The organism is Aeromonas sp. 96A, assembly GCF_051919165.1.
GTDB classification, from domain to species: domain Bacteria; phylum Pseudomonadota; class Gammaproteobacteria; order Enterobacterales; family Aeromonadaceae; genus Aeromonas; species Aeromonas veronii.
The window spans coordinates 2,598,492-2,624,887 of sequence record NZ_JBQBFE010000001.1 but is presented as its reverse complement, the minus strand read 5'-3'; the positions used below and the strand labels follow the sequence as shown (position 1 = coordinate 2,624,887).

30 protein-coding genes and 1 tRNA gene are annotated in these 26,396 nt (G+C 56.3%); 19 read left to right on the top strand and 12 right to left on the bottom strand.

What is annotated here, in order from left to right:
• Positions 1-42 precede the first annotated feature (42 nt).
• Together fmt and def are read right to left on the bottom strand one after the other, a co-directional pair.
• Complete coding sequence (gene fmt, locus ACTG2W_RS12050) at positions 43-987, bottom strand: methionyl-tRNA formyltransferase (RefSeq protein WP_106844303.1); 945 nt, start codon at positions 985-987, stop codon at positions 43-45.
• A 12-nt stretch (positions 988-999) separates the two neighbouring features.
• Positions 1,000-1,512 (bottom strand): peptide deformylase, encoded by a 513-nt coding sequence (def, locus tag ACTG2W_RS12045; RefSeq protein ID WP_005339694.1) that lies wholly within the window; start codon positions 1,510-1,512, stop codon positions 1,000-1,002.
• A gap of 108 nt (positions 1,513-1,620) precedes the next feature.
• Between def and ACTG2W_RS12040 the strand changes: the two genes are divergently transcribed.
• The 9 genes from ACTG2W_RS12040 (at position 1,621) to ACTG2W_RS12000 (ending at position 8,385) form a co-directional block, all read left to right on the top strand.
• Entirely contained in the window at positions 1,621-2,712 is a 1,092-nt protein-coding gene (locus ACTG2W_RS12040; protein ID WP_005339696.1) for a LysM peptidoglycan-binding domain-containing protein, read from the top strand.
• 1 nt (position 2,713) lies between these two features.
• A complete protein-coding gene (gene dprA / locus ACTG2W_RS12035) occupies positions 2,714-3,829 on the top strand; it encodes a DNA-processing protein DprA (protein WP_106844302.1) in 1,116 nt (371 codons plus the stop codon).
• The gene (locus ACTG2W_RS12030; RefSeq protein WP_106844301.1) at positions 3,822-4,295 is read left to right on the top strand and encodes a DUF494 family protein; all 474 of its coding nucleotides are present in this window, start codon (positions 3,822-3,824) and stop codon (positions 4,293-4,295) included. Before dprA ends, ACTG2W_RS12030 begins: the two co-directional genes overlap by 8 nt.
• A gap of 55 nt (positions 4,296-4,350) precedes the next feature.
• Positions 4,351-4,908: a DNA topoisomerase family protein gene (locus tag ACTG2W_RS12025; RefSeq protein ID WP_005339702.1), complete on the top strand. Its 558-nt coding sequence runs from the start codon at positions 4,351-4,353 to the stop codon at positions 4,906-4,908.
• 74 nt (positions 4,909-4,982) lie between these two features.
• Complete coding sequence (gene purE, locus ACTG2W_RS12020; protein WP_005339704.1) at positions 4,983-5,486, top strand: 5-(carboxyamino)imidazole ribonucleotide mutase; 504 nt, start codon at positions 4,983-4,985, stop codon at positions 5,484-5,486.
• Positions 5,487-5,621: 135 nt separating this feature from the next.
• Positions 5,622-6,182, top strand: a complete 561-nt coding sequence (locus ACTG2W_RS12015) for a Sua5/YciO/YrdC/YwlC family protein (RefSeq protein ID WP_106844300.1) — start codon at positions 5,622-5,624, stop codon at positions 6,180-6,182.
• 112 nt (positions 6,183-6,294) lie between these two features.
• Positions 6,295-7,203: an oxygen-dependent coproporphyrinogen oxidase gene (gene hemF, locus ACTG2W_RS12010; protein WP_106844299.1), complete on the top strand. Its 909-nt coding sequence runs from the start codon at positions 6,295-6,297 to the stop codon at positions 7,201-7,203.
• Between the two features lie 103 nt (positions 7,204-7,306).
• Complete coding sequence (gene aroE / locus ACTG2W_RS12005; protein ID WP_106844298.1) at positions 7,307-8,128, top strand: shikimate dehydrogenase; 822 nt, start codon at positions 7,307-7,309, stop codon at positions 8,126-8,128.
• Positions 8,125-8,385 (top strand): DUF1488 domain-containing protein, encoded by a 261-nt coding sequence (locus tag ACTG2W_RS12000; RefSeq protein ID WP_106844297.1) that lies wholly within the window; start codon positions 8,125-8,127, stop codon positions 8,383-8,385. The genes aroE and ACTG2W_RS12000 overlap by 4 nt, the downstream gene beginning before the upstream one ends.
• A 776-nt stretch (positions 8,386-9,161) precedes the next feature.
• Here the strand turns inward: ACTG2W_RS12000 and yihA are convergent.
• Positions 9,162-9,818: a ribosome biogenesis GTP-binding protein YihA/YsxC gene (gene yihA / locus ACTG2W_RS11995; RefSeq protein ID WP_042063756.1), complete on the bottom strand. Its 657-nt coding sequence runs from the start codon at positions 9,816-9,818 to the stop codon at positions 9,162-9,164.
• Between the two features lie 142 nt (positions 9,819-9,960).
• Here yihA and ACTG2W_RS11990 point away from each other — a divergent pair, with 142 nt between their 5' ends.
• The 4 genes from ACTG2W_RS11990 to hemN all read left to right on the top strand — a co-directional run bounded on the left by ACTG2W_RS11990 (position 9,961) and on the right by hemN (position 13,860).
• A complete protein-coding gene (locus tag ACTG2W_RS11990; protein WP_005339710.1) occupies positions 9,961-10,578 on the top strand; it encodes a c-type cytochrome in 618 nt (205 codons plus the stop codon).
• Positions 10,579-11,415: 837 nt separating this feature from the next.
• Positions 11,416-12,003 carry a Der GTPase-activating protein YihI gene (yihI, locus tag ACTG2W_RS11985; RefSeq protein ID WP_106844296.1) on the top strand — a complete coding sequence of 196 codons (588 nt, stop codon included), beginning with the start codon at positions 11,416-11,418 and terminating at the stop codon, positions 12,001-12,003.
• An 11-nt stretch (positions 12,004-12,014) separates the two neighbouring features.
• Positions 12,015-12,455, top strand: a complete 441-nt coding sequence (locus ACTG2W_RS11980) for a DUF2489 domain-containing protein (protein ID WP_106844295.1) — start codon at positions 12,015-12,017, stop codon at positions 12,453-12,455.
• Positions 12,456-12,486: 31 nt separating this feature from the next.
• Positions 12,487-13,860: an oxygen-independent coproporphyrinogen III oxidase gene (gene hemN / locus ACTG2W_RS11975; RefSeq protein WP_064338956.1), complete on the top strand. Its 1,374-nt coding sequence runs from the start codon at positions 12,487-12,489 to the stop codon at positions 13,858-13,860.
• Between the two features lie 737 nt (positions 13,861-14,597).
• Here the strand turns inward: hemN and ACTG2W_RS11970 are convergent.
• From ACTG2W_RS11970 to ACTG2W_RS11960, 3 genes are all read right to left on the bottom strand, one after another.
• Positions 14,598-14,966, bottom strand: a complete 369-nt coding sequence (locus ACTG2W_RS11970; RefSeq protein ID WP_005339715.1) for a hypothetical protein — start codon at positions 14,964-14,966, stop codon at positions 14,598-14,600.
• Between the two features lies 1 nt (position 14,967).
• Positions 14,968-15,615: an AAA family ATPase gene (locus ACTG2W_RS11965; RefSeq protein ID WP_005339716.1), complete on the bottom strand. Its 648-nt coding sequence runs from the start codon at positions 15,613-15,615 to the stop codon at positions 14,968-14,970.
• 97 nt (positions 15,616-15,712) lie between these two features.
• Positions 15,713-15,889, bottom strand: coding sequence for a hypothetical protein (locus ACTG2W_RS11960; protein WP_181281680.1), 177 nt, complete (start codon positions 15,887-15,889; stop codon positions 15,713-15,715).
• A gap of 747 nt (positions 15,890-16,636) precedes the next feature.
• Between ACTG2W_RS11960 and arcA the strand changes: the two genes are divergently transcribed.
• The 4 genes from arcA to ACTG2W_RS11940 all read left to right on the top strand — a co-directional run bounded on the left by arcA (position 16,637) and on the right by ACTG2W_RS11940 (position 21,460).
• On the top strand, positions 16,637-17,857 hold the full coding sequence (gene arcA / locus ACTG2W_RS11955; RefSeq protein WP_005339718.1) for an arginine deiminase: 1,221 nt from the start codon (positions 16,637-16,639) through the stop codon (positions 17,855-17,857).
• A gap of 62 nt (positions 17,858-17,919) precedes the next feature.
• The gene (gene arcC / locus ACTG2W_RS11950; RefSeq protein WP_005339719.1) at positions 17,920-18,846 is read left to right on the top strand and encodes a carbamate kinase; all 927 of its coding nucleotides are present in this window, start codon (positions 17,920-17,922) and stop codon (positions 18,844-18,846) included.
• Between the two features lie 79 nt (positions 18,847-18,925).
• Complete coding sequence (gene argF / locus ACTG2W_RS11945) at positions 18,926-19,930, top strand: ornithine carbamoyltransferase (RefSeq protein ID WP_005339721.1); 1,005 nt, start codon at positions 18,926-18,928, stop codon at positions 19,928-19,930.
• A gap of 123 nt (positions 19,931-20,053) precedes the next feature.
• Positions 20,054-21,460, top strand: coding sequence for a YfcC family protein (locus ACTG2W_RS11940; RefSeq protein ID WP_005339725.1), 1,407 nt, complete (start codon positions 20,054-20,056; stop codon positions 21,458-21,460).
• Positions 21,461-21,592: 132 nt separating this feature from the next.
• Here ACTG2W_RS11940 and ACTG2W_RS11935 read toward each other — a convergent pair whose 3' ends face one another.
• The 5 genes from ACTG2W_RS11935 to ACTG2W_RS11915 all read right to left on the bottom strand — a co-directional run bounded on the left by ACTG2W_RS11935 (position 21,593) and on the right by ACTG2W_RS11915 (position 24,502).
• Entirely contained in the window at positions 21,593-22,084 is a 492-nt protein-coding gene (locus ACTG2W_RS11935; RefSeq protein ID WP_005339728.1) for an arginine repressor, read from the bottom strand.
• Positions 22,085-22,284: 200 nt separating this feature from the next.
• Positions 22,285-22,749 (bottom strand): aspartate carbamoyltransferase regulatory subunit, encoded by a 465-nt coding sequence (gene pyrI, locus ACTG2W_RS11930; RefSeq protein ID WP_005339730.1) that lies wholly within the window; start codon positions 22,747-22,749, stop codon positions 22,285-22,287.
• A 15-nt stretch (positions 22,750-22,764) separates the two neighbouring features.
• On the bottom strand, positions 22,765-23,685 hold the full coding sequence (gene pyrB / locus ACTG2W_RS11925; RefSeq protein WP_005339735.1) for an aspartate carbamoyltransferase: 921 nt from the start codon (positions 23,683-23,685) through the stop codon (positions 22,765-22,767).
• Positions 23,666-23,860 carry a hypothetical protein gene (locus tag ACTG2W_RS11920; RefSeq protein WP_013724188.1) on the bottom strand — a complete coding sequence of 65 codons (195 nt, stop codon included), beginning with the start codon at positions 23,858-23,860 and terminating at the stop codon, positions 23,666-23,668. The genes pyrB and ACTG2W_RS11920 overlap by 20 nt, the downstream gene beginning before the upstream one ends.
• 99 nt (positions 23,861-23,959) lie before the next feature.
• Positions 23,960-24,502, bottom strand: a complete 543-nt coding sequence (locus ACTG2W_RS11915) for a hypothetical protein (protein WP_106844294.1) — start codon at positions 24,500-24,502, stop codon at positions 23,960-23,962.
• A 201-nt stretch (positions 24,503-24,703) separates the two neighbouring features.
• Between ACTG2W_RS11915 and ACTG2W_RS11910 the strand changes: the two genes are divergently transcribed.
• Positions 24,704-24,780 (top strand) — tRNA-Trp (locus ACTG2W_RS11910).
• Between the two features lie 144 nt (positions 24,781-24,924).
• On the opposite strand, the gene ACTG2W_RS11905 is transcribed toward ACTG2W_RS11910, so the two are convergent.
• Positions 24,925-25,797, bottom strand: coding sequence for a LysR family transcriptional regulator (locus ACTG2W_RS11905; protein ID WP_106844293.1), 873 nt, complete (start codon positions 25,795-25,797; stop codon positions 24,925-24,927).
• 100 nt (positions 25,798-25,897) lie between these two features.
• On the opposite strand from ACTG2W_RS11905, the gene ACTG2W_RS11900 reads away from it, so the two are divergent.
• Positions 25,898-26,395 (top strand): lactoylglutathione lyase family protein, encoded by a 498-nt coding sequence (locus tag ACTG2W_RS11900; RefSeq protein WP_106844292.1) that lies wholly within the window; start codon positions 25,898-25,900, stop codon positions 26,393-26,395.
• Position 26,396: the final 1 nt, after the last annotated feature.

The window sequence follows — 26,396 nt, the reverse complement described above, 5'->3', positions numbered from 1 at the left end:
CAAGTCGGGGCCTGGGCCCCGCTTGTGTCAATTCAATCCAGTTCAATTCAATTGCGTGCCGGGTTCAAACCAGTCGCGGCGAGAGTTGAGCAGATCCGAAACGGACATCGCCTTCTTGCCGGGCGGTTGCAGGGTCAGCAGGCGCAGCACCCCTTTGCCGGTAGCGATATCGATCCCCTGCTTGTCGGCCTTGAGCAGGGTGCCGGCGGGTTGGCCGTGGTCGCTGTCAATGACTGAGGCTTGCCATACCTTGACGGTCTGATCAGCCACTTCAAACCAGCTGATGGGCCAGGGGTTGAACGAGCGGATGCAGCGTTCGATGGCAACAGCCTCCATCGACCAGTCGATGCGGGCCTCTTCCTTGGAGAGCTTTTCGGCATAGTTTGCCTGCGCATCATCTTGTGCCTCGGCAGCGGTTTCACCGGCGGCCATGGCATTGATGGTGTCGACCAGTGCCTGCGGGCCCAGCTCGGCCAGCTTGTCATAGAGGCTGGCGGAGGTCTCGTCGGCGGCGATGGGGCAGCTAACCTTGCGGATCATGGCGCCGGTATCCAGTCCCACATCCATCTGCATGATGGTGACGCCGGTTTCGGCATCGCCCGCCCAGATGGAGCGCTGGATCGGTGCCGCGCCGCGCCAGCGGGGCAGCAGGGAGCCATGGACGTTGATGCAGCCCAGACGCGGGGTATCGAGCACCACCTTGGGCAGGATCAGGCCATAGGCCACCACCACCATCAGGTCGGCGCCAAGGGCGGCCAGTTCGGCTTGCGCCTCTTCCTTGCGCAGAGAGGCAGGTTGGTAAACCGGCAGGTTATGGGCCAGTGCCAGCTCTTTGACCGGGCTGGCGGTGAGCTTCTGGCCACGGCCAGCAGGCTTGTCAGGCTGGGTATAAACGGCAACGACCTCGTGGTCGGAAGACAACAACGCCGCCAGGTGACGGGCGGCGAAGTCGGGAGTACCGGCAAAAATCAGTTTCAGCTTATTCAATGGGGCAGATCCTCAGAGGACTTTGCGATCTTCACGGGCCATCTTTTCCAGCTTCTGGCGAATGCGCTGGCGCTTGAGCGGGGACAAGTAATCCACAAACAGCTTGCCGACCAGATGATCCATCTCATGCTGGATGCAGATGGCGAGCAGATCATCGGCTTCCAGCTCGAACGGCTTGCCGTGGCGATCCAGGGCGCGGATTTTGATCTGTTCGGCGCGAGGCACCAGAGCACGGCTGCCGGGCACGGAGAGGCAACCCTCTTCAATGCCGGTGCTGCCGCACTGCTCGATGACCTCCGGATTGATCAATACCAGAGGATCTTCACGGTTTTCAGAGACATCGATCACTATGATGCGCTGGTGAATGTCGACCTGAGTCGCGGCCAGGCCAATGCCTTCCTCCGCGTACATGGTTTCGAACATATCATCTACAATCTGTTGTAACTCGGGTGTAAAGGTCTCGACAGGGGCTGCAACGGTGCGCAGGCGCTCATCGGGAAAACGCAATACATCTAGAATGGCCATAGTTTTTTCTTTAGTTTCGTATAAATGCAGTCAATATTGGCGTAATTCTAGTCATTTACGCCGACAAAAAACAGCAACACTTTGCGTACAGAAGTAACAGGGAGTGTTATGTATCTGAAGCAAACCATCCTCGCCTGCCTGCTGGTGACCGTGAGTCAGGCAGCACTGGCCGATCAGCTGAGGCTGAAAGCGGGTTACCCCGAAAGCTATGTAGTGCAAAAAGGCGACACCCTGTGGGATATCTCCGGCAAGTATCTTTCCGAACCCTGGCTCTGGCCCCGTCTCTGGAACATCAATCCGCAGATAGCCAATCCTCACTGGATCTACCCCGGTGATGTACTGCATCTGAGCTGGGTCAATGGTGAACCCCGGCTTGGCAAGGCGATGCAGGGTGGCAAGCAAGTTATCCGTCTCGGCCCGAAAACCCGTTACGAGAACAAAGCCAACCCCATTCCGACCCTGCCTATCAGCGAGATCGGCCCCTTCCTGCAAACTGACCATATTCTGGCAGACAGCCAGCAGCAGAAAACCTTGCCCTATCTGCTGGGGTCGGATCAGAAACATATCGGCATGCTGGAGGGGGACACCCTCTATGTACAGGGCTCCCTGACGCCGGGGCAGGTTTATGGCATTTATCACCCCGGAGTGGTCTACAAGGATCGCGAAACCGGTGAACTGCTGGGACAGGAGGCGATCTTTGCCGGTGTGGTGCGGGCCGTGGCGCGTCTTGATGGCGATCGGACTGAGGTGACTCTGACTCATAACCAGCGCGAAGTGCTGCAGGGCGACAAGGTGATGCCGCTGCCGGCTCAGGAAAACATGCCCGCCGTCTTCACACCGAAAGCGGCACCTGCCATCACGCCGGGCTATATCATCGATTTGCCGAACAAGACCCGGGGCGGTGGCAAGTTTGATGTGGTGCTGATCAATCGGGGTGGCCGTGATCAACTGGTCGCCGGGGATGTGTTGGATGTCAGACGGCCCGGTGCTGCTCTGGTCACCAAGAATGGCGATGTACAGTACAAGGAGCTCTCGTCGGTTTTTAACCGGGTGTTTTACAGCAGCAACAAGAAGGCACCATTGCCCTCTGAAGCGATTGCCCGTGTCATGTTGTTCAAGGTGTATGACAAGCTGAGTTACGGTCTCATCATGCAGAGTAACGACATGGTGAGTGCGGGCTATCAGGTCACTCACTTCTGACGTGAACTACCCCGACGCGCGTCTAGCGCTCTGGCTAACTCTCGATGCGGTCACCGGTATCGGTCCGGTGACCGCTGCACGTCTGTTGGAACGGGCTGGGGGAAGTATTGAGGCCCTGTTTCAGAGCGATGAAGCGCAACTGCATGGTATGGGGTTGTCGTCAGAGCAGATCAAACAACTGCGCTGGCCCTCGCCTGTGGTTGAGCAGAGCCTGGCTTGGACCGCTTTGCCTGACAATCTCCTTATTCCCCAAGATCACCCGATTTATCCACCCTTGTTGCGGGAGATTCCCGCGGCCCCCCTGTTGCTCTACTGTCGTGGCGATCTTGCTGCGCTGTCGTTACCCCAGCTGGCAATGGTGGGGACACGCCATCCTACCTATGCAGGTAAAGATAATGCGTCCCGCCTCTGTAGCGAGCTGGTTGGATGCGGGTTAGCCATCACCTCGGGCCTTGCGCTCGGTATCGATGGTGTTTGCCATCAGCAGGCGCTGGCTTGTGGCGGTATCACCCTTGCCGTGTTGGGTTCCGGGTTGGATTGCCTCTACCCCAAACGCCATCAGGGGCTGGCAGGCCAGATTCTGGAGAGCGGCGGCTTGCTTATCTCCGAGCTGGCGCCGGATAAAGGGCCGCTGGCTGAACATTTTCCTCGTCGCAACCGTATTATCAGTGGTCTGTCGTTGGGAACCCTGGTGGTGGAGGCGACCGAGCAGAGCGGTTCGCTGATCACCGCTCGCTATGCACTGGAGCAGGGGCGCGAAGTCTTTGCGGTACCCGGCGCCCCGCAAAACGCCCAGGCGATAGGGTGTAACAGATTAATTCAGCAGGGGGCCAAACTTGTGCTGAGTGCGGCCGATATAGTGGAAGAGCTGCCAGAGTGGGTCGCACGGCCAGATCCATCGGTCACACCATCTGAGCAACCGCATAATAGCGAATTGCCTTATGCCGATTTGTTGGATAACGTAGATTATGAGACCACGAGCGTGGATACCGTTGCCGAGCGGGCCCAGCTTCCTGTCGAAGTGGTATTGGGCAGGTTGGTAGAGCTGGAGCTGGCCGGTGCAGTGATGGCGGTAGCCGGTGGATACGTCAGAGCGAGGAGGGCGAATCATGTTTGATGTATTGATGTACCTTTTCGAGACCTACATCCACAGCGATGCAGATGTGATGGTCGAGCAGGATGAGCTCACCGACGAGTTGAGCCGGGCCGGTTTCGATAAAGAAGAGATCGACAAGGCACTCGACTGGCTGGAGCGATTGGCCAATCTGCACGATAGCGAGCGGGAGGTCTATGTCACCGCCAGTGCGCAAGGCTCGATGCGTATCTATGCTCCGCAAGAGCTGGCACGCCTGGGCACCGAGTGCCGCGGCTTCCTGCTCTTTCTGGAACAGGCCCAGGTGCTGAATGCCGAAACCCGCGAGATCTGTATCGAGCGCCTGCTCGAGCTGGACAAGCCGGATATCGAGCTGGGTGACCTGAAGTGGGTCGTCATGATGGTGCTGTTCAACGTACCGGGCAGTGAAAATGCCTACCAGCAGATGGAAGAGCTGGTGTTTGATGAGTCAGACGGCGTCATTCACTGACAGTCCGGTGCCGCGCTGGTAGAATTCAGGCCATCTGGATTTCAAGGCGCGGCCCATGTCAAAAATCGATCATCACCTCTTTTCAGCCCACGAACATGCCTTCGAGCGCGAGCCGTGCCCGCAGTGCGGGGCCGAGCTGGTGATCCGCCAGGGCAAACATGGCCCCTTTCTTGGCTGTTCTGCCTATCCTGCCTGTGATTACATACGCTCCCTGACGCCATCCGGCCGCGACATCGAAAAGGTGCTCGAAGGCTCTGCTTGTCCCGATTGCGGAGAGCCGCTGGCGATCAAGAAGGGGCGTTACGGTCTGTTTGTCGGTTGTACCCAGTATCCGGCCTGTCAGCACATCGAATCCCTGCAGGAGAGCGATGATACCCAGATCCTCTGCCCCGAGTGCGGCAAGGGTCATCTGGTGAGCCGCACCTCCCGCTACGGCAAGCAGTTTTACTCCTGTGATGGTTATCCACACTGCAAATATGTGGTGAACGACAAACCGATCCCTATGCCTTGTCCCGCGTGTGGTTGGGGCATCATGGTAGAGAAAAAAGTGAGAGGAACTCTGCGTTGGGTCTGTCCGCAAAAGAAATGCGGCCACCAAAGTGAGCAGGTATAATCCCGCCGCCGCAACCGGATTGAAACGTTTTCGGTGAACTTCAACCCCCCACTTGGAGTAAGGAAATTCCCACCATGAATAAACCCTTTGTTGCCGTATTGATGGGCTCTGATTCTGATTTCCCCGTGATGCAGACTACCCTCGAGGTGCTCAAGTCATTTGATATCGCAGTGGAAGTCAAAGTCACCTCCGCGCACCGCACGCCGGCTGCGACCCATCAGTATGTGACCGATGCCGAGGCCCGTGGCTGCAAGGTCTTTATCTGTGCTGCCGGTCTGGCGGCGCATCTGGCGGGTGCCGTAGCCGGCATCACGACTCGTCCCGTGATCGGGGTGCCCATCGATGGCGGCCCACTCAAAGGGCTGGATGCGTTGCTTTCCACCGTGCAGATGCCGGGTGGTGTACCGGTGGCGACCGTGGCGATCGGCAAAGCCGGTGCCAAGAATGCAGGTTATCTGGCAGCCCAGATGCTGGCAGTAGCCGATGATGAACTGGCGGCCAAGGTTCGGGCCGAACGCCAGAAGAATGCCGAAGAGGTGATGGCCAAGGATGCCGCCCTGCAGGCTCAACTCAAGTAAGTGAACGGGTGGCGATCCGGATGTGTCGTATTTTTCCTGTGCTACAGCAAAACGTCACTTTGTTGTGGTCGCCGCCGTATGGATTCAACTTGCTACTAAGTGACGAGGCGGCAGCCAGGCTGCCGCATTTTTCCTATGCCAAATGAATTTGAACAGGCAGTTGCCGCCCTCCAGCAGGAAGGGGTGATTGCTTATGCAACCGAGGCCGTGTTTGGTCTGGGTTGTGATCCCGACTCCGAAGTGGCGGTGCAGCGACTGCTGGCCATCAAACAGCGTCCGGTAGAGAAGGGGTTGATCCTGATTGCTGCCGATTTGGCGCAATTGCAGGACTACATCGATCTGAGCCAACTTAGCGGTGAGCAAATGGCTCGGGTTGAAGCCAGCTGGCCCGGCCCCTTTACCTGGATCATGCCTGCCCGTGCAACGACGCCGGCCTGGCTGACCGGGCAGTTCGAGACCCTCGCGGTGCGCGTGACGGCTCATCCTCAGGTGCAGGCGTTGTGTCGCGCCTTTGGCAAGCCGCTGGTTTCTACCAGCGCCAACCTGACCGGTGAGGAGCCTGCCCGTCGGGTGGCCGATATTGGTGAGCTGCTGGCAAGCAAGCTGGCTTATATCCTGCCCGGTGAAGTGGGTGGCCAAGCTAACCCCTCCGAGATCAAGGACGCCCGAACCGGCGCCATTATTCGCCCCTCCTGAGCTGGCGGATACGTCATGATTTGCTATCAATCCGCTGAGTGGTGAGTTCACCGGATTGATTTAACTATAAAAATGGACAGGGCGTTCACGATCCTGCCTGACTGGAGACAAGATGAGCAAACCGGATGTGGCCCAGGTCAAGGCCTTCCTGTTGCAGTTGCAGGACGAGATCTGCCGTGGTCTGGAAATGGCCGACGGTGCCGGACACTTTGTGGAAGATGCCTGGAGCCGTGAAGGCGGTGGCGGTGGTCGCACCCGTGTGCTGCGCCACGGCGCGGTGATCGAGCAGGGGGGCGTCAACTTCTCCCATGTCTATGGCGATGCCATGCCGGCCTCTGCTACAGCACATCGGCCAGAGTTGGCCGGTCGCAAGTTCGAGGCGATGGGCGTGTCGCTGGTGATCCATCCGCACAACCCCTATGTGCCGACCAGCCACGCCAATGTCCGTTTCTTCATTGCCGAGAAGGAAGGCGAAGATCCCATTTGGTGGTTTGGCGGTGGCTTCGATTTGACGCCCTTCTACCCGTTTGCCGAGGATGTCCAGCATTGGCATCAGGTCTCCCGTGATCTCTGCCAGCCCTTTGGTGATGAGGTCTACCCCGAGTTCAAATCCTGGTGCGATCGCTACTTCTTCCTCAAGCACCGCAACGAGACGCGAGGGGTGGGCGGTCTCTTCTTCGACGATCTTAATCGTTGGCCTTTTGCCGACTGCTTTGCCTTTATGCAAGCGGTAGGTCGGGGATATCTCGATGCTTACCTGCCGATCATTGAACGACGCAAGGTTCTACCCTATGGCGAGCGGGAGCGGGAGTTCCAGCTCTATCGTCGCGGCCGTTATGTGGAGTTCAATCTGGTGTATGACCGTGGCACCCTGTTCGGGTTGCAGACAGGCGGACGTACCGAGTCGATCCTGATGTCGATGCCACCGCTGGCACGTTGGGAGTATGACTGGCAGCCGGAGGCGGGCACTCCTGAAGCCTTGCTCTACACCGACTATCTCGCGCCGCGAGAATGGCTGTGACCCGAGGGACCATGATGGTCCCTTTTTACTGGCCGTTATTCGGCTTGTTCCCGAGAGTGAAAACCCGTTAAATCGGAATATTGCCCTCTGATGGAACTCTTTGATGGATCGTTATCTGGTTTTTGGCCACCCGGTGCGCCACAGCAAGTCCCCCTTCATTCACACCCTGTTTGCCAGACAAACCCAGCAAGAGCTGGAGTATGGGCTGGCTGAACCCGCCGTCGACGAGTTTGCCCAAGCCCTGCGCACCTTCTTTGACCAAGGGGGCAAGGGATGCAATGTCACCGTTCCCTTCAAGGAGCAGGCATTTACTCTGGTCGAACGCTTGAGCCCAAGGGCCAAGCGGGCGGGTGCGGTCAATACCATCAAGCTGACTGATGATGGCGTGTTGTTGGGGGATAATACCGATGGCGCCGGTCTGGTCGCCGATCTCAAGTCCCATGGTGTGACGCTGGCGGATAGCCGGATCTTGCTGCTGGGGGCCGGTGGCGCGGCTCGTGGTGCATTGGCGCCGCTGCTGGCAGAGCTGCCGAGCGAGCTGGTGATCGCCAACCGCACGCACACCAAAGCGCAGCAGCTGGCTGCTGAATTCCACGATCTGGGGCCCGTGACCGCCCAGACCTATGAGCAGCTGGCAGGGCCGTTCGATCTCGTCATCAATTCGACTTCTGCCAGCCTGCAAGGAGAGCTACCGCCGTTGGCTCCCGCCCTGATCCACACTGATATTGCCATCTACGACATGATGTATGGCGCCTCGGATACGGCCTTTATCAGTTGGGCCAAACAGCATGGGGCCCGTCAAACCATGGATGGACTCGGCATGCTGGTGGAACAGGCCGCCGAAGCGTTTACCGTGTGGCGCGGAATTCGTCCCGGGACTAAACAGGTATTGAGAGAGTTGAAGCGTAACTTGGGGGTGATATGAACCAGGGTATTCTGTTTCCCGACCTGATGGAGTGGCAGGCTGACCAACAGCGGGTGCATTTTCCTGCCCAGCAGATGGGGGCGCTGATAGATTGTTACATTAGCCAGCGGCGACTGGAGAGAATGACAGGTCTGGCGCTGACGAGAGAGGATGACATCGTCAGAGCCTTCGAAAGTGTACGTTTTGATATTGAAGACATGGCTGAAAAACTCATTGAAGAACAAGAGTTTGCTGAGGATGGCGCTATCTACCTCTGATTTTTCAAAGTTTTTTTGTTTTGTAGCGGAACTACTTTGAAATGGCGCTGACTAACTAGATAGTTGAGGAAGTGCTAGCTAGTCACCTTTATAACTCCCCGGTATTCGTACTGGGGATTTTTTTATCTGCATGAAAATAAAAGATTTTTTCTTAATCTGTAAGTTGTGAAACTAAATTACATAAATTACTTTCACTTTCTGCTGCTTTGCTGTACAGTTGTCTGCGTAGGGTACAGAGGTAAGATGTTCTATCTTTCAGACCTTTTATTTCACGTAATTGAATGTGGCTGAATAGCTGCCCCGATGAGGTTCTCGTCGGGGTGTTTTTTTATGCGTGCCATTTAGAGTAAATGCTTTAAATTGGTGATGCATTTGATAGAATGAGGCTGCTTCTTGAGGAATACCTGTCGTCTGGTACTCAAGATTCAGCTTCTTCCCAATTTTTTGAATTTATTATTTCAGGCTGGATGGCATCACTGTCGTCCGGCCTCATTTTTATCCCTTTCGGTTAGATCTTGTAATTAAATTTCATTTTTGTCTCTTTTGGTAATTATTGTTCGTTTTGAAAGAACGAATTTGAAAACGCTATCAACGCCTACTTAAGTTAATTATTTTTGTGAATTAACTACCTATCTATATGAACTGTAAGCAGTATTGGATATAGCAGGGGAGGCGAATGCGGGGCGTTTGTCGTGAGGCAGGTGAAAGCAGTAATCTGAAACCCTTTCAATCAGCGGAGGAGTGCTCCGCCAATTGCAAGGAGAGCGAGGAGTCGATTACTCCTCGGCAGGTTGCTGTTCATCAGCGTTCAGCAGGTCGGTATCGTCACCACTGACGTACCATTCGGTCAGGGTTTGCGCCAGCTTCTCCACACCGATATGGGTGAGGGAGGAGAATGCTTCGACCTGGATCTGGGAACCGAGGTTGGCAACGGCCTGGCGCACCTTGATCACCTGGTTGTTGCGCGGGCCGGGGCTCAGTTTGTCAGCCTTGGTCAGCAGCAGCATGACGGGCAGCTGACGGTGTGAGCTCCATTCCAGCATGTTCATGTCGGTATCTTTGAGCGGGTGGCGGATGTCCATCAGGATCACCAGACCTTTCAATGACTCACGGCGCTGCAGATACTCTGCCAGTGACTTTTGCCACTTGAGCTTCATTTCCAGCGGAACTTGCGCATAACCATAACCCGGCAAGTCGACCAGACGCTTGCCCGGTTCCAGCTCAAACAGGTTGATCAGCTGGGTGCGACCGGGTGTCTTACTGGTGCGCGCCAGGTTCTTGTGTTTGGTTAAGGTGTTCAATGCAGATGACTTACCGGCGTTGGAACGGCCGGCAAACGCGATCTCGACACCCCCATCATTTGGCAGGTGACGGATGTCGGGTGCGCTGGTCACAAAATGCACCTTATTGAAATTCAGAGTTTGTGTATCCAACGTAAATTCCCCATGGAGATAGAGGGTTATAGAGTTACTTTTTTGTAAAATGGTGTAAAATAGCGTCGCTTAAACGCGTTTATTTTAACATGCCTTCAGCGGCATGGGATCTGGAAGCCTAATAACGAAAAGTTGGAACGCCATGAAGAACCTAGTCATTACTCTTGCTCTGATGGTTGGCGTAACGGGGATGGCACAAGCCAAGGGCGATGCCGCTGCGGGACAGACCAAGGCTGCCGTTTGTGCGGCTTGTCATGGACCGGACGGAAACAGCCTGGTTGATATGTACCCCAAAATTGCTGGTCAGCACGCATCATATATCAAAAAGCAGTTAGTTGAACTGAAGGCTGCCGCTTCTGGTCAAATTGGCCGGGTTGCGCCAGTGATGGGGCCGATGGCGTTACCTTTGTCGGAACAGGACATGGATGACCTAGCGGCTTATTTCTCCAGCCTGAAGGTTACCCCTATCGCTGTCCCTGACGACGTGGTCGAAGCGGGCAAGGCACTCTATATGGGTGGTGACATGAGTCGCGGTCTGGCAGCTTGTACGGCTTGCCATGGTCCCCGTGGCTCGGGTGTCGAACAGGCGAAGTATCCAAACCTGTCCGGCCAGCATCCTGCCTATATCAAGGCTCAGCTCACCGCATTCCGTGCCGGCACGCGTGACAACGATCCGAATGGCATGATGCGGGATGTTGCCAAGAAACTGACTGATCAGGATATCGAAGCCCTCTCCAAATATGTGGCGGGTCTGCACTGATATAGTCGATACGGTCGATTTGAGTTGAAACGGGGAGCCTGGGCTCCCCGTTGTTTTTATGGCTTTCAGATAATTCTCGGTTTAATCCCCCCGTTCTGTAAGAGATCTCCCATTCTCAAGGCAGGCCAAGGCTCATAAAATTGCATAAAATATTAAATAATCATTATTTATCAACAAATTATATGAATATTGATATCTTTCGACATGTTGAGAATGTTTTGAGTGGATTGAGCCGCTTTATAGAGTTGGTACAGTAGGCTTAATGGATTCACCCACGGATTGGGTGGCGGTTTCACGACAGGGTGTTGTGAGCAGAGGATGGCTGGCGTGGCGGGATGCCATGGGCTCGGATGAGCTGGCAAAGGATTGAAGGATCAGGATGGTGACCATCTCCGGAGCGGGATGGGGTTGCGGGATGCAGACTCCCCGGCACGATGGCAGGATGCGGTCGAGACGGGTCAAACAGGCACACGCACATTCAGGAACGACCAATATAAGGTCAGGATGACCACACAACGATATGATGCGGCGACAAGTTGTCACGGAGAGGACGAAACAGATTGTTTTGCCATTCAGGATGGCGCCCGCATGAACATATCAAGGCAGCTTCGGCTGCCTTTTTTCTTTTGGGTCATTAACCCGATTAGCCATTCTGTGTCAAAATACCAGCAACATGCCCAGAGGATACCGATCCTGCGGTGTTCAGTGCCCTGATTGGGCCGGATTGGTGCGGGATCCTGCTCTTGTTCCAGCCTTACTGTTCCTCGCATCGTATCCCACCGGGTGAGATCATCCCGGGTACGGGTCAAACCAGTTATTTTTCGGAGTTAGCCATTCATGTCTGCCAAACAACCCACTCGCAAGCCTACTGGCAAGCGCAAAGAATCTGATGTCAGTGCTCAGGAAGGCCGTGAGCGTAAACGGGCTGCCAAGCGCAAGGGCCTGAAGGCTGGTTCTCGTCAGCAAGTTGAACAGCCGAAGAGCAAGTCTGGCAACAGCCAGTCCAAAGATCCGCGTATCGGTTCCCGCAAGCCGGTAGTACTGGTGCTGGATGACAAGCAGAAGAAGCCGGCAGCACCCAAGGTGGTGAAAGAGAAGAAGCTGGTGATGACGCCCGAGCAGGAGCTGGCTTCCATCGAAAACGATGACCGCTTGAATGATCTGCTGGATCGTCTGGATGCCGGTGAAACCCTGGAAGCGGCCGAGCAGGCCTGGGTTGATCAGCGCGTCGACCGTTATCAGGAGCTGATGGATGAGCTGGGCATCATCGACAACGACGATGATGAAGATGATGAGCTGCCGTTTGATGATGGCGATGACGCCGAGTTCGACGAGCAAAAACCGGCCTCCGAAGAGGAGTTGTGGGATCGTTTCAACCAGGTCGATTTCAAGCCGGAACCCAAGCCTGAGCCGAAGAAAAAGTGATGAGTGGATGGATGCTGGCCGCCCTGTTGGGCGGCCTGATTTTGTCAGGATTGGCCATCTATGCAGGCATGCTGCTGGCCAGACTGAGACGACAGCAAGCGATGCAGTGGCATGCGATCACCGCTCGCAATGAACGAATTCTGGAGAGCGTGCGGGTCATTGCCCATGCGGTGCAGGAGGGGCAGTGCGATTACTCCGAAGGCGCCATTCGGCTGACCAATCTGCTGGATGCGTTGCAGATCAAGGGGGGGCGGGCGTTCGTTGCCGAGTTCCCGGGTCTGTACGGGTTGTATGAGAAGGTGAAAGATATGCCGACTCATGAGGCCAGACGTGCCCTCAAGCGCAATGAAGTGATGAAGATGGATCTCGAACGCAGCGGCTACGAGGCCGAGCTGGAGGCCCAGATCCTCAAGGATGTGGCCCAGCTGAAGGATTTTCAGTTAGGTCGGTGAGCCAACAATAACAACAAGAGAGGAAGCGAGCGTGCAAGCAGAACAGATTGTGTGGGATCAGGCCCTGATCGAAAAATATAACTACAGTGGCCCGCGATACACCTCTTATCCCACTGCGCTGGAGTTCAACGAGAGCTTCGGCTATCCGGATTTTGTCCGCGCTGCCGGCCAGTATCCCGAGCGCAATCTGTCGCTCTACGTGCATATCCCTTTCTGTCACAAGCTCTGCTACTACTGCGGCTGCAACAAGGTCATTACCCGTCATCAGCACAAGGCTGACGAGTACCTCGACTACCTGGAGCAGGAGATCAAGGCGCAAGCCCCGCTCTTCAAGCATCGTCTGGTTACCCAGCTGCACTGGGGGGGCGGTACTCCCACCTATCTGGATGAAGCGCAAACGCGCCGTCTGATGGCCATGCTGCGTGAGCACTTCCATTTCGCCGAAGAGGGGGAGTTCAGCATCGAGGTCGATCCGCGCGAGATTGCCATTACCATGCTGGATGTGCTGCGAGACGTCGGCTTCAACCGCATCAGCCTTGGGGTGCAGGACTTTAACAAGGATGTACAGGTCGCAGTCAACCGCGAGCAGGACAACGACTTTATTAAAGCGATGCTGGAACGCGCCCGTGAACTTGGCTTCCGCTCGACCAACCTCGACCTTATCTATGGCCTGCCGCATCAGGATCGTGCCAGCTTCCACCATACGCTGGAAGAGGTGCTCAAGACGGATCCGGCGCGCCTCTCCATCTTCAACTATGCCCATCTGCCGAGCCGCTTTGCCGCCCAGCGCAAGTTGAAAGAGGTGGATATGCCTGCGCCGCAGGAGAAACTGGCCATGCTGCAGGACACCATCGCCTTCCTCACCGGTCAGGGTTACCAGTTCATCGGCATGGACCATTTTGCCAAACCCGATGACGAACTGGCGGTCGCGCAGCGCGAGGGCAAGCTGCACCGCAACTTCCAGGGCTATACCACTCAAGGTGATTGCGATCTGCTGGGGCTGGGGGTCTCCTCCATCAGCATGATCGGTGATGCCTACTCCCAGAACCAGAAAGAGCTCAAGACCTATTACGCACAGGTTGCAGAGCTGGGTCATGCCCAGTGGAAAGGCTGCTCGCTCAATCAGGATGACCTGATCCGCCGTGAGGTGATCAAGCGGCTCATCTGTGATTTCCGTCTGAACTTTGCCGCTGTCGAACAGGCGCACGGGCTCAATTTCAGAGAGTATTTTGCCGACGATCTCAAGCTGCTGCAGACCTTCATCAACGATGGACTGGTGCGTATGACGGAGGATGGTCTGGAGGTCTCCTCCACGGGGCAGCTGCTGATCCGCAATATCTGCATGTGTTTCGACGTGTACTTGCGCAACAAGGCGCGCCAGCAACAGTTTTCTCGCGTGATATAAGCTTGTTTGCCGACAGAAAACAGAGAAGGGCGCCATCGTGGCGCCCCTTTCATATGTATTTTTGCTTAAGCAGCGGGTCGGGAAGGTTCTGGTAAGAAGTCTCTGCGCTGAGGCAAGCAATTGGGAATCAAGCAATGATCGCGGTGAAACGCAGATAAAAAGATGGGGGCGACTTGCGTCGCCCCCGGTAGTCGTATCGCTCAGATCCTTGAACGAAGTTGCTCCCTGCAATCCCTGACTGTTTACCTCTTCCTTTAGGTTTCCCCTTCCCAATCCTTTGGGGTGTCCTTTAGCCATCTTGGCCTGACGAGTCATCCTGTCCCGTCGCACTTTCTCCGTCCTGGGAGGTGTCCTTTACCACATCCTGTGGTGAGTCCATTTGCCCAACCCTGGCAGCCAGTCTTCCTGACCGACTTCATTGCGTCCGTGCATGAGTAACTATAAGGATTTTCTAACCGGCTACAACGCCAGATTGGAAAACGTTTTTGTCATTAGCTATTTCGAAAGTGGTGAGTTTCGATTTATTCATTTATAAACAACTGGTTAAGTTTATCCTCTTCATGTTTTAAGATCTTATCTTCCGATTATCTCGGGGATCTTTTCGGCCGTTGGCTTACATATAGAATGGCAGATCTCTTACAGCGCGTTTTGGTTGCTTCAGAAACAGATGTTGCAGTCTGATGATGGTCATTCGGGGTGAGTTGGTGAGGCACACAAAGAGCGGTTGAATGGAGAAATTATGAGCGCTGGTTGAGCCGCTCATAGATGGTCTGGCGCTCTTCCGGGGTGAGCGAAGAGAAGTAGTGGGTAAAAAGGCGCAGCAACAGGGACTTGTTCATGCCGTCTTGCTGGGTCAGGTTACCCAGCTCGTCGATGGCCACCGTGCTCATGGAGAAGGTGGCCTTTTTGTAGCTGGGCTTTAGGTGCTCACCACTCTCGATAAAGGCCAGCGCCGACAAGGCTTCATCACGATGCAGGCCCAGTTCAAGGCTGACCACCTTGGGTTTGCCCTTGGCGTAGAACTCCGCATCTTCGATAAATTCGTCGACGGTGAACTTCTTCTGGTGATGCAGCTGGTGCTTTTTCTTCAGATCGGCCAGACCCATCTCACACCCCCACTTGCAGGAACTCTTTGGCGATGGCCCGGATCTCTTCGGCGGATTTGCCATCCGGCTCGATCTCCATCACCGACAGTCCCTTCTCTTCGCTGTCGTCATAGACGTTGCGGCCATAGGTGATGGCGTTCAGGACGTCGACACCGAACGAGGAGCAAACCTCTTTCGCTTCGAGAATGCGTTTTACCTGATTGGGTAGGGCGGGGCACTGGGTCAGCACTACGGCTGCATTGAGGGTCGGATTGACCATCTTGCAGGTAGTGATGAGATCTTCCATGTGGGGCAGGGTCTTGAGGTCGCGACGTTTCGGGCGCAAGGGGATCAGGGCGTGGGTGGCGACAGCCATGGTGGAGCGCAGAGCCCGGTTGTCTTGCCCGCCACAATCGACGATGACGTAGTCGTAGCGGTTTTTCAGGCTGAGCAGGTCGTTGCGAATATTGCCATAGAGCTGCACGCAGTTGATTTGTGGTAGCTCCGGGTTGTCATTGCGCTCCTGAATCCAGTCAGAGGTGGTGCGCTGCGGGTCGCAGTCGACCAGTAACACCTCCCCCTGAAATTGGGATCTGAGGTAGACCGCCAGATTTTGTGCCAGGCAGCTCTTGCCACTCCCCCCCTTCTCTCCACCGACCAACAAGATCATGACGTTCCCCTATCCATGAGAAAACCGCTGATTTCAGTATAGGAGGGGCCTGTCTCATCACAAGGCGAGAGGAGTGATGCTCCTCTCGTTGTTTCGACTAGTAATGAACGCTGCCTCCCTGCCAGCGGCAGACATAGTCAGGCACCAGCATTTGAGGGGCCTGGTCGACATGGCATACCACCATGGGCATGGCAGGGGCTCCTTCAGCCTGACTGAGGGTGGGGAGCGCAGAGAGCAGCAAAGTCGCGAGCAACAGCATGGGTTTCATCTTCATAACAACTCCTTGGTAGTGCCATTCCTGTGTGATCTGGATCACTTTCTGAGTTAAGTCGAGGTTGGCGCCAGCGCAAGGTGAGGCGAATAAATTCAATTAATGAAAAAAGTATCAAAAGGCGTTGTGATGACCGACGAGGATGGCTGCCCACCTTGATGCGGACTTTGTGCATATTAAGTTGAGCCACACATAGAGGTGGTGACTTATGAGGCCGAGCCTGATGGGGTTGGCACCAATGCCATGATCTGGAACAAGAAAAGATTTATGCAGTGAATGTGGTCGATGTGAGTATTTATTTCTCCTGCGTTCCTCCCGTCACGGCGATGTATTCAATACCTAGGGAGTAATATTCAAATTCTATTTGTAAAGTTATTTACAGTAATGATTTTTAACGGTTTTTGTTATTTGCATTTAATCACTCCAGTGAACTGGCATGAATAAAAAATGAATCAACCTGAAATATAGCGGGGTGGTTTTGCATGGTTATTCGGTGTGCTTTGTGTGGAAAATGCGCAATTTGCTACCGGTGTCATAGATTGGATGGTGAATATATTCAGTTCTGAGTGAATGTGATCAATGTCTAAGTTTGTCGTGATTCGCAGGGCTAACCTCGGTCTCGAAAGGCAAGGGCAGGATAGAACATAAGCCGATTACCCTACATAAAGAATATCCCGCCTTAGCCACGAGCATGAATAGAAGGAATCTATTCAATCACTCGCAGGGACCACTGCTAGACGGAATATAATCATGAGCAAATTTTATGTAGGTTCTGAAGTTGGCCAATTGCGCCGTGTCATGTTGCACCGCCCCAACCTCAGTCTGAAGCGTCTGACTCCTTCCAACTGCCAGGATCTGCTGTTCGATGACGTCCTGTCAGTTGAACGCGCCGGTCAGGAGCACGACAAATTCGCTCAGGTACTGCGCGATCAGAATGTCGAAGTTTTCCTGCTGACCAATCTGCTGGCCGAAACCCTGGATGTGCCGGAAGCCAAAACCTGGCTGCTGCAACATCAGGTCTCCGACTATCGCCTCGGCTCTTCTTTTGCCAACGACGTGCGCTGCTTCCTGGCTGACATGCCGCACCGCGAACTGGCCCGCATTCTCTCCGGTGGCCTGACTTACTCCGAGATGCCCTACAGCGGCGTCAATATGGTCGTAGGCATGCACGCTCCGACCGATTTCATCATCGAGCCGCTGCCCAACCACCTCTTCACTCGTGACACCTCCTGCTGGGTTTACGGTGGCGTATCCATCAACCCGATGGCCAAGCCTGCTCGTCGCCGCGAAACCAACCATGTGAAGGCCATCTACCGCTGGCACCCGATGTTTGCCGGTCAGGACTTCATCAAGTACTTCGGTGACGAGGAGCGTGACTACGACAACTCCACCATCGAGGGTGGCGACGTACTGGTTATCGGCCGCGGCGCCGTGCTGATCGGCATGTCCGAGCGCACCACCCCGCAAGGTGTCGAGCATCTGGCTCGCAGCCTGTTCAAACACGGTCAGGCCAAGCAGGTCATCGCCATGGAGCTGCCGAAACACCGCAGCTGCATGCACCTGGATACCGTGATGACCCACATGGATATCGACACCTTCTCCGTCTATCCGGAAGTGATCCGCAAGGATGTGCAGTGCTGGAGCCTGACTCCGGGCGGCGCCACCGGCATGAACATCAAGGAAGAGGGTTACTTCGTCACCGCTATCGAGAAAGCATTGGGCGTGGATCAGCTGAAGATCATCACCACTGGTGGTGACAGCTTCGAAGCCGAGCGCGAGCAGTGGAACGACGCCAACAACGTGCTGACCGTACGTCCCGGCGTGGTGGTGGGTTACGAGCGCAATACCTACACCAACGAGAAGTATGACAAAGCCGGTATCACAGTCCTCTCCATCCCGGGTGATGAACTGGGCCGTGGCCGCGGCGGCGCCCGCTGCATGAGCTGCCCGATGGAACGCGACAGCATCTGATGAGACGGCGTGGCGCCGGCAGAAGCTGGCGCCACACAGAACCAAACTCGAGATTAACCACTATGAAAAAACCAACTGTCGTCGTCGCTCTGGGTGGCAATGCACTGCTCCGTCGTGGTGAGCCACTGGAAGCGGATATCCAGCGCAAGAACATCGCAACTGCCGCCAAGACCATCGCCCTGATCGCTCAGGAGTACAACGTGGTGCTGGTGCATGGCAACGGCCCGCAAGTCGGCCTGCTGGCCCTGCAAAACAGCGCCTACACCAAGGTATCCCCCTATCCGCTGGATGTGCTGGGTGCCGAGTCCCAGGGCATGATCGGCTACATGCTGATCCAGGAACTGAAAAACCTGATGCCGAGCCGCAACGTCACCGCGCTGCTGACTCAGGTGCAGGTCGATCCCAAGGATCCGGCATTTGCCAACCCGACCAAATTTATCGGCCCCGTCTACGAAGAGGCTGAAGCCCGCACCCTGGCAGAAGAGAAGCACTGGGTGGTCAAGGCTGACGGCAAGTTCTTCCGCCGCGTAGTGCCATCCCCGCTGCCCCAGCGCATCGTCGAAGGCGACGCTATCGAGACTCTGATTGCCCAGGGCCATCTCATCATCTGTACCGGTGGTGGCGGTATCCCGGTGACTTGGGATGGCCAGAGCCTGACCGGTATCGAAGCCGTCATCGACAAAGACATGTCTGCCGCCTACCTGGCCAAGCAGATCAAGGCCGACGCCCTGCTGATCCTGACCGATGCCGATGCCGTCTATCTGGATTGGGGCAAGCCGACCCAGCGTCCGCTGCGAGTCACCAGCCCGGACGAGCTGGCCGGGGTCAAGTTCGACGCAGGTTCCATGGGGCCGAAAGTCGAAGCCTCTTGTGAATTTGTCAAAGCGACCGGCGGCATGGTCGGCATCGGCTCGCTGGAAGATGGCCTCGCCATCCTCAAAGGGGAAGCCGGCACCAATATCGTCGCCACCCGCACCGTACATGCGTAATTACCGACATCTGTACTGAGAATGCGTAGTCAACACTACTGCCCGAACTGGTCTGAAACTTATATAGAGAGAACTCATCATGGCTTTTAATCTGCGTAACCGTAACTTCCTGAAACTGCTGGACTTCACCCCGCGCGAAATCCAATACATGATCGACCTGGCCATCGACCTGAAGAAAGCCAAATACGGTGGCTACGAGCGCAAGCATCTGGTCGGCAAGAACATCGCCCTGATTTTCGAGAAGACCTCCACCCGTACCCGCTGTGCGTTTGAAGTAGCGGCCTTCGACCAGGGCGCGCAAGTCTCCTACCTTGGCCCAAGCGGTTCCCAAATCGGTCACAAGGAGTCCATGAAGGACACCGCCCGTGTACTGGGTCGCATGTATGACGGTATCGAATACCGCGGCTACGGTCAGGAGATCGTGGAAGAGCTGGGCGCCTACGCCGGTGTCCCGGTCTGGAACGGCCTGACCAACGAATTCCACCCGACCCAGATCCTGGCCGACTTCATGACCATGCTGGAGCACGGCAAGGGCAAGCGTCTGGATCAAATCAAGTTCGCCTACCTGGGTGATGCCCGCAACAACATGGGTAACTCCCTGATGGTCGGTGCCGCCAAAATGGGTATGGACATCCGTCTGGTCGCGCCGAAAGCCTTCTGGCCGGAAGAGGAGCTGGTTGCCAAGTGCCGCCTGATCGCCGAAGAGACCGGCGCACGCATCACCCTGACCGAAGATGTGAAAGAGGGTGTGCTGGGTGCTGATTTCCTCTACACCGACGTCTGGGTATCCATGGGTGAAGCAAAAGAAGCCTGGGATCAGCGCGTCAAACTGATGACCCCGTATCAGGTCAACATGGATGTCATCAACGCCACCAAGAACCCGGATGTGAAGTTCATGCACTGCCTGCCGGCGTTCCACAACGACGAGACCACCATGGGCAAGGAAGTGGCTGACAAATATGGCATGAAAGGCCTGGAAGTGACCGAGGACGTGTTCGAATCCGAGCACAGCATCGTGTTCGACGAGGCCGAAAACCGGATGCACACCATCAAGGCAGTGATGGTTGCTACGCTGGGCGACTAAGGTCGCAGTAGTGGTGCCGGGGGGCGACCCCCGGCTTTTCGACCATGTGACAGCGGCATAATACCTCTAACCCTACAACCCGCAGCCTGCATGGATACCACACCCACAGAAGGAAGCTGGACCATGACCAAATTCAAGTTCCCGTCAGCCTACACGATACTGTTTGTGCTGATCGCCCTGGTGGCCGCCCTGAGCTGGATAGTGCCGGCCGGCAAATATGAGATGACCATGAACGAAGCCCTCGGCAAAGAAGTGCCGGTGGCGGGTACCTACAAACTGGTGGAGGGAAATCCCCAGGGGATCGTCGACGTGCTGCTGGCACCTATCGATGGCCTCTACAACCACGACACCTATGAGGCAGGCGCCATCGACGTCTCCCTCTTTATCCTGATCATCGGTGGTTTTCTTGGCATTGTGACCAAGACAGGTGCCATCGATGCCGGTATTGAACGTGTGACCGACCGCCTGCGCGGCCGGGAAGAGTGGATGATCCCGATCCTGATGGCGCTGTTCGCCGCAGGGGGCACCATCTACGGGATGGCCGAAGAGTCGCTGCCGTTCTACACCCTGCTGGTGCCGGTGATGATGGCCGCCCGCTTCGACCCTGTGGTCGCCGCGGCAACCGTATTGCTGGGTGCCGGTATCGGTACTCTGGGTTCCACCATCAACCCGTTTGCGACTGTTATTGCCGCCAACGCCGCCGGTATCTCCTTCACCGATGGTATCTGGCTGCGCGTTGCCATGCTGGTCGCCGGTTGGCTGCTCTGTGTTGCCTACGTCATGCGTTACGCCAAGATGGTGCGCAGCGATCCGAGCAAATCTCTGGTGGCTGACAAGTGGGAAGAGAACCGTGCCCACTTCCTTGGCAACAAGAGCGACCAGATGCTGGAGTTCACCCTGACCCGTAAAATCGTGCTGGGTATCTTCGTCGCCGCCTTTGCCGTGATGATCTATGGTGTGGCCGTGCTGGGCTGGTGGATGGCGCAGATCTCCGGTGTGTTCCTGGCTGCCGCTATCATCGTTGGTCTCATCTCCCGCATGAGCGAGGAGGAGTTGACCTCCAACTTTATCGACGGTGCCCGCGACCTGCTGGGTGTGGCGCTGATCATCGGTATCGCCCGCGGTATCGTGGTGGTAATGGATAACGGCATGATCACTCACACCATTTTGCACAGTGCAGAAGGGATCGTGACTGGCCTCTCCACCATCGTCTTTATCAACGTGATGTTCGTGCTGGAAGTGGTGCTCTCCTTCCTGGTGCCGTCCTCCTCCGGTCTGGCTGTACTGACCATGCCGATCATGGCTCCGCTGGCCGACTTCGCCAACGTGGGCCGCGATCTGGTGGTGACTGCCTACCAGTCTGCCTCCGGTCTGGTGAACCTGGTGACCCCGACCTCTGCCGTGGTCATGGGCGGTCTGGCCATCGCCAAGGTGCCTTATGTGCGCTGGCTGAAGTGGGTGGCTCCGCTGCTCGGCATCCTGACCGTGCTGATCGTGGTCTGCCTGAGCCTGGGCGCCGTGCTCTCCTGAGGGATAACAAACAAGATAAAACGGGAGCCTGCGGGCTCCCGTTTTTTATGAGCGCAAGAAGTGATGGGTACAACATAGCAGGCAACAAAAAGGCGACCCACGGGTCGCCTCGATGTATTTAGGGGAAATGGCTTAGCGGGCCTGCGCCAGCGTGCGCACCACGGCGGCATGGGCCTGTCGGGTGCGGCTGATATGGCGCGGCGCGACCAGCACCACGTCATTGCCTGCGACGGCGCCCATGATCTCGGGATTGGCGTTGCGATCCAGCAGGCGAGCCACTACGGTGGCGGCCCCCGGAGTGGTGTGGATCAGCACCATCTGCTGGTTGTGTACCACTTCGCGCACCATGTCGTGGATAGAGCGGGTACTGCCGGCGGGTTCCAGCTGCTCATCGACCAGGGTGTAGACCTTCTTGCCGTTGGCATTCTGCGCCTTGGCGACGCCGAGGCGGCGCAGCAGGCGGGAGATGGTGGATTGGCTGATGTCGGCAAAGCCACGCTCCGACAGCTCGCGGCGGATCTCTTCCTGGGTGCTGTAGCAGTGCTGACCGATGATCTGGCGACAGGCATCCAGCTGGGCCAGATCGGGCTCTTGGGCAACGGGACGACTGAGGGTTTTGACCACGGCGAATTCCTTTGATGATGACCGGAGGTAAACGCGCGATATCTGCCATAGCAGTCAGTTATCAGCCAAAAACACTGATAATCCATCTATATGCAGGGAATGAGCGGGCATTACCATCTTGCGATGGCAAATTATAGCTGACTGGAAATTCGGTGATGTGACAGGGTTCAAAAATGGGCCCCGCAGGGCCCAATCAGATATCAGTAACGCTCGCTGACGATGTCCTGAGTGAAGGACTTCTCGCAGTATTTGCACTTCATCCGTACCACGCCTTTCACTTCGCGCACCCGGAAGTAGCTGTCCACCGGCTCGTTGTGAGAGATGCAGTTGGAGTTGGGGCAGTGGAACACCCCGGCGATGAACTCCGGCAGCTCCAGCTGGTGCTTCTTCACCACATTGAAGTCTTCGATGATGTTGACGGTCGCTTTCGGGGCGAACAGCGCCAGCTGGTTGGCCTGCTGTTCGGTCAGACGGGTGTTCTCAATCTTGATGAGATCCTTCTTGCCCAGCGCACCGGATTTCAGGTTGAAGCCGACGGTGATCCGCTCCTGGGTTTCAACCAGCTGGAACAGCTTGAGGATCTTGATGCCCTGGCCAGCGGGGATGTGATCGATGACGGAGCCGTGACGGATGGCTTCGACTTGCAGTTGGTTCTTGTCAGACATGATATTCCCCTAAGCTCAGACAGTTTCGTTCAGTACCAGTGCCAGCAGCGCCTGGCGTGCATAGACCCCGTTCTCCGCCTGCTGGAAGTAGCAAGCGTGGGGAGTCTTGTCGACCGCTACATCGATCTCGTCGACGCGGGGCAGGGGATGCAGGATCTTCATGGTGGGCTTGGCCCCTTCCAGAGTCGCCAGTTCCAGAATGAACTTGGCGGCCATGTGCTTGTATTCAGTCTCGTCGAAGCGCTCTTTCTGGACGCGGGTCATGTAGAGGATGTCCAGCTCCGGCATCACCTCTTCCATGGTCTGGTGGACGCTGAACTGGATGCCCTTCTCTTCCAGCTCTTCGCAGATGTAGTCCGGCATCGCCAGCGCTTCCGGGGAGATGAAGAAGAAGCGGCAGTTGAACAGGCTGAGGGCCTGGGCCAGCGAGTGCACGGTGCGGCCATATTTCAGGTCACCGACGAAGGCGACGTTGAGGTTGTCCAGACGACCCTGGGTCTCATGGATGGTGAACAGGTCGAGCAGGGTCTGGCTCGGATGCTGGTTGGAGCCGTCGCCGCCGTTGATGACCGGCACGCGGGAGAACTCGGAGGCCAGACGGGCAGCCCCCTCTTTCGGGTGGCGCATCACCACCGCATCCGAGTAGGAGCCGATGATCTTGATGGAGTCAGCCAGCGTCTCGCCCTTCTTGGCGCTGGTGTTGCCACCGTCGGCGAAGCCGATGATGTTGCCGCCAAGGCGCTGTACCGCGGTCTCGAACGAGAGGCGGGTGCGGGTGGAGGCTTCGAAGAAGCAGCTGGCAACCAGCTTGTCTTTCAACAGGCTGGTGTCAGGTTCAGCCTTCAACCGTTGTGCGGTTGAGACTACCAGTTCCATTTCTGACCGGGTCAGGTCCGAAATGGAGATGACATGTTTCTTATAGAGTGGATTGGTCATCGTCTGCATTCCCTTTGACATCATTGGAGGTTTTTCGGGCACAAAAAAAAGCCCCTGAAACAGGGGCTTTTTTTAAAAATAACTGGGGATCGTTGGGGTGGGAACCGGAAACAACGGGGCCGCTCTGGTGCGCACCACCCGTCTGCAAGGCTGTTTTCTGAATCAAAAACTGCATCGTTTCGTCCCGACCTTTTTCAAAACCGGACAGATTATAGGGCCGCTTTTTTAATTGTCAAAATTTTATTTCCGATGCCAATTTCAGCATGAAAAACGTTTAAATGGCGGAAACATGACGACAAATCCACACCTTGTGCGTCTCTTGCAGCGATTCCCCATCGCGGGCCATGGCGCGCAAATAACCGAGTCTGTGGTGTCCTTCCAGCAGGCAGTAGGGTTGCGGTAACGGTTGCCCATTCGGGTAGCTGGCTCCCTCCTCCGGCACCAGCACGATGACAGGTTCGGGCCAGGTGCCGTCGCTCAGCATCTTCTCGCCGAGCCAGGAGCGGCGGACATAACGGTTGCTGCGCAGCATCTCGCCCCAGCGCTCGATCACCTCCATATGGTGGGAGTCCACCTGCTCTACCAGTTGCGCGGTGGGCCAGCTTTCACAGGTGAACTGATGGCTGGCGAGATCGATAAAGCTCCAGTTGGACTCAAAACCGCGCCAATGGCGGTAAATCCACTGGGAAAGCACATTTTCAGGAATAAAGGGCACCAGCGGCGCGACCCGTTCAAGATAGGCGGGCAGGGCCTCTGTCTTGCGTTCATCCCTGAAATTGAGGGGCGCCAGTTGTTGGAGCAGTCGGTAATTGAGCATAAGTGGCCTCCCGGTACCTGATTTCACCCTACCCCCATTTATGTCCCATTCCTACCCCGGCAGGGCTGCAAATACAGCAAGTTATCCCGCTTTGCTGCACAAACAAGCGCGACTTGTTCGGGATTTGTGCAATCGCATCGAAAGCGTAAAAAAAGCCTTTACCTTTGATCTCCACTTTGTATACTACGCCTCGTTTGTTGCAGGGGCGTAGTTCCAATTGGTAGAACAGCGGTCTCCAAAACCGATGGTTGCGGGTTCGAGTCCTGCCGCCCCTGCCATTTTCAGAAAGGCCAGCTCATTGAGCTGGCCTTTCGCATTTCCGGCGTTCGCCAATTTATCCCTCTCTCCTTTCTCTTCTCCTTCTTGCCGCTAGCCCTCGGTAACTGTGGTCACATTGATCTCGATGTCTGCCGCAAGAGCGTTCAATGTGCAGCAACCCGCTGTTTCAGGACGGTGACCAGCCGCTGGTGGCGGGCGGGGAGCGGCCACTCGGCGCGGTAGATCAGCCAGAGGGTGTCGATCACTTCAATGCTGCTCTGGATCACCCGGATCTTCTCCTGCTGGGCAAAGGCGGTGACGGCGAAGCGGGGTAGCACGGTAAAGCCGAGGCCGCGGGCGACCGGCTCCAGGATCAGGCCGATCTGGTTGGTAAAGCCGCGCAGGGGGATCTCGTCAACGCGCTGGCCGGGGTAGCGTCGTCCCAACAGGCGTTGTGCCATGCTGCGGCCATCCGGGTGGTCGATAAAGCCGAGCTGACAGAGGTGCTGCCAGCTCTGCTCCTCGCCGTCGTTGGGTACCACCAGACAGAGGGGTTCGCGGGCGAAGGGCTCGGCGGCGATGCTGGGGTGCTCCGGCGGTTGATCCACCAGTCCCAGATCGCTGCGCCCTGCCAGTATCGCCTGCACTATGTCGGGGGTGGGGGCAAAGCGGTGCTGGATGGAGAGTCCGGGGTGCTCCTGTTGCTGGTCGAGCAGCAGGGGATAGAGCAGCAGACCAATGCTGCCCGGGGTGGTGAGGGTGATGGTGCCGCGGTGAGGGTCATCGTCCGAGAGGCGCGCCCGCAGCTGTTCGGCGGCCTGCGCCTGTTGGCGGGCGAAGTCGAGCAGCACCAGCCCGCGCGGAGTGAGCTCCAGCTGACGGGGCTTGCGCAGCAGCAGGGGGCCAAATTCGGCTTCGAGGCGCGAGATATGCTGACTGACGGCGGCCTGAGTGAGATCCAGCCGCTCGGCGGCGCGGGTAAAACTGCCGGTTTCATGCACCACCACCAGGGTGTGGAGCCAGAGCGGATTAACCATAAATTTAATTTATGCCTTCCATTAGTTTGACCTTATTTTTCATTATGTCGCCCCTTCCTATCATGTCACCTGTTTCCCACACACAATTTCAAGGTGACTTATGACTTACCCGCGCAACTTTTCCCACATCGGCATCACGGTGACTGACCTCGACAAAGCGGTCGAGTTCTATACCAAGGTGATGGGCTGGTATCTCATCATGCCGGCGACCACCATCATCGAGGATGACTCTGCCATCGGCGTGATGTGCAACGACGTGTTTGGCCCGGGCTGGGGCTCCTTCCGTATCGCTCATCTCTCCACCGGCGACAAGATCGGCATCGAGCTGTTCGAGTTTCCCAACAGCGAGCGCCGTGAGAACAACTTCGAATTCTGGAAGAGCGGGGTGTTCCACTTCAGCGTGCAGGATCCGGATGTCGAGGGGCTGGCGGCGCGCATCGTCGAGGCGGGCGGCAAGCAGCGGATGCCGGTACGCGAGTACTACCCGGGCGAGAAGCCTTACCGCATGGTTTACATGGAAGATCCCTTCGGCAATATCGTCGAGATTTACAGCCACAGCTATGAGCTGACCTACTCCGCCGGTGCATATCAGGGGTAAG

Bases quoted from the DNA above. Each gene is read 5' to 3' on its own strand.
- ACTG2W_RS11920 (WP_013724188.1), bottom strand. From the start codon at position 23,860: ATGCAGTTTTTGATTCAGAAAACAGCCTTGCAGACGGGTGGTGCGCAC.
- ACTG2W_RS11915 (WP_106844294.1), bottom strand. From the start codon at position 24,502: ATGCTCAATTACCGACTGCTCCAACAACTGGCGCCCCTCAATTTCAGG.
- pyrI (WP_005339730.1), bottom strand. From the start codon at position 22,749: ATGTCTGACAAGAACCAACTGCAAGTCGAAGCCATCCGTCACGGCTCC.
- yihI (WP_106844296.1), top strand. From the start codon at position 11,416: ATGTCTGCCAAACAACCCACTCGCAAGCCTACTGGCAAGCGCAAAGAA.
- ACTG2W_RS11990 (WP_005339710.1), top strand. From the start codon at position 9,961: ATGAAGAACCTAGTCATTACTCTTGCTCTGATGGTTGGCGTAACGGGG.
- ACTG2W_RS11980 (WP_106844295.1), top strand. From the start codon at position 12,015: ATGCTGGCCGCCCTGTTGGGCGGCCTGATTTTGTCAGGATTGGCCATC.
- pyrB (WP_005339735.1), bottom strand. From the start codon at position 23,685: ATGACCAATCCACTCTATAAGAAACATGTCATCTCCATTTCGGACCTG.
- def (WP_005339694.1), bottom strand. From the start codon at position 1,512: ATGGCCATTCTAGATGTATTGCGTTTTCCCGATGAGCGCCTGCGCACC.
- ACTG2W_RS11965 (WP_005339716.1), bottom strand. From the start codon at position 15,615: ATGATCTTGTTGGTCGGTGGAGAGAAGGGGGGGAGTGGCAAGAGCTGC.
- ACTG2W_RS12040 (WP_005339696.1), top strand. From the start codon at position 1,621: ATGTATCTGAAGCAAACCATCCTCGCCTGCCTGCTGGTGACCGTGAGT.
- ACTG2W_RS11970 (WP_005339715.1), bottom strand. From the start codon at position 14,966: ATGGGTCTGGCCGATCTGAAGAAAAAGCACCAGCTGCATCACCAGAAG.
- ACTG2W_RS11900 (WP_106844292.1), top strand. From the start codon at position 25,898: ATGACTTACCCGCGCAACTTTTCCCACATCGGCATCACGGTGACTGAC.
- ACTG2W_RS11905 (WP_106844293.1), bottom strand. From the start codon at position 25,797: ATGGTTAATCCGCTCTGGCTCCACACCCTGGTGGTGGTGCATGAAACC.
- argF (WP_005339721.1), top strand. From the start codon at position 18,926: ATGGCTTTTAATCTGCGTAACCGTAACTTCCTGAAACTGCTGGACTTC.
- hemF (WP_106844299.1), top strand. From the start codon at position 6,295: ATGAGCAAACCGGATGTGGCCCAGGTCAAGGCCTTCCTGTTGCAGTTG.
- aroE (WP_106844298.1), top strand. From the start codon at position 7,307: ATGGATCGTTATCTGGTTTTTGGCCACCCGGTGCGCCACAGCAAGTCC.
- ACTG2W_RS11940 (WP_005339725.1), top strand. From the start codon at position 20,054: ATGACCAAATTCAAGTTCCCGTCAGCCTACACGATACTGTTTGTGCTG.
- ACTG2W_RS12030 (WP_106844301.1), top strand. From the start codon at position 3,822: ATGTTTGATGTATTGATGTACCTTTTCGAGACCTACATCCACAGCGAT.
- purE (WP_005339704.1), top strand. From the start codon at position 4,983: ATGAATAAACCCTTTGTTGCCGTATTGATGGGCTCTGATTCTGATTTC.
- arcA (WP_005339718.1), top strand. From the start codon at position 16,637: ATGAGCAAATTTTATGTAGGTTCTGAAGTTGGCCAATTGCGCCGTGTC.
- arcC (WP_005339719.1), top strand. From the start codon at position 17,920: ATGAAAAAACCAACTGTCGTCGTCGCTCTGGGTGGCAATGCACTGCTC.
- ACTG2W_RS12015 (WP_106844300.1), top strand. From the start codon at position 5,622: ATGCCAAATGAATTTGAACAGGCAGTTGCCGCCCTCCAGCAGGAAGGG.
- ACTG2W_RS11960 (WP_181281680.1), bottom strand. From the start codon at position 15,889: ATGAAGATGAAACCCATGCTGTTGCTCGCGACTTTGCTGCTCTCTGCG.
- ACTG2W_RS12025 (WP_005339702.1), top strand. From the start codon at position 4,351: ATGTCAAAAATCGATCATCACCTCTTTTCAGCCCACGAACATGCCTTC.
- ACTG2W_RS12000 (WP_106844297.1), top strand. From the start codon at position 8,125: ATGAACCAGGGTATTCTGTTTCCCGACCTGATGGAGTGGCAGGCTGAC.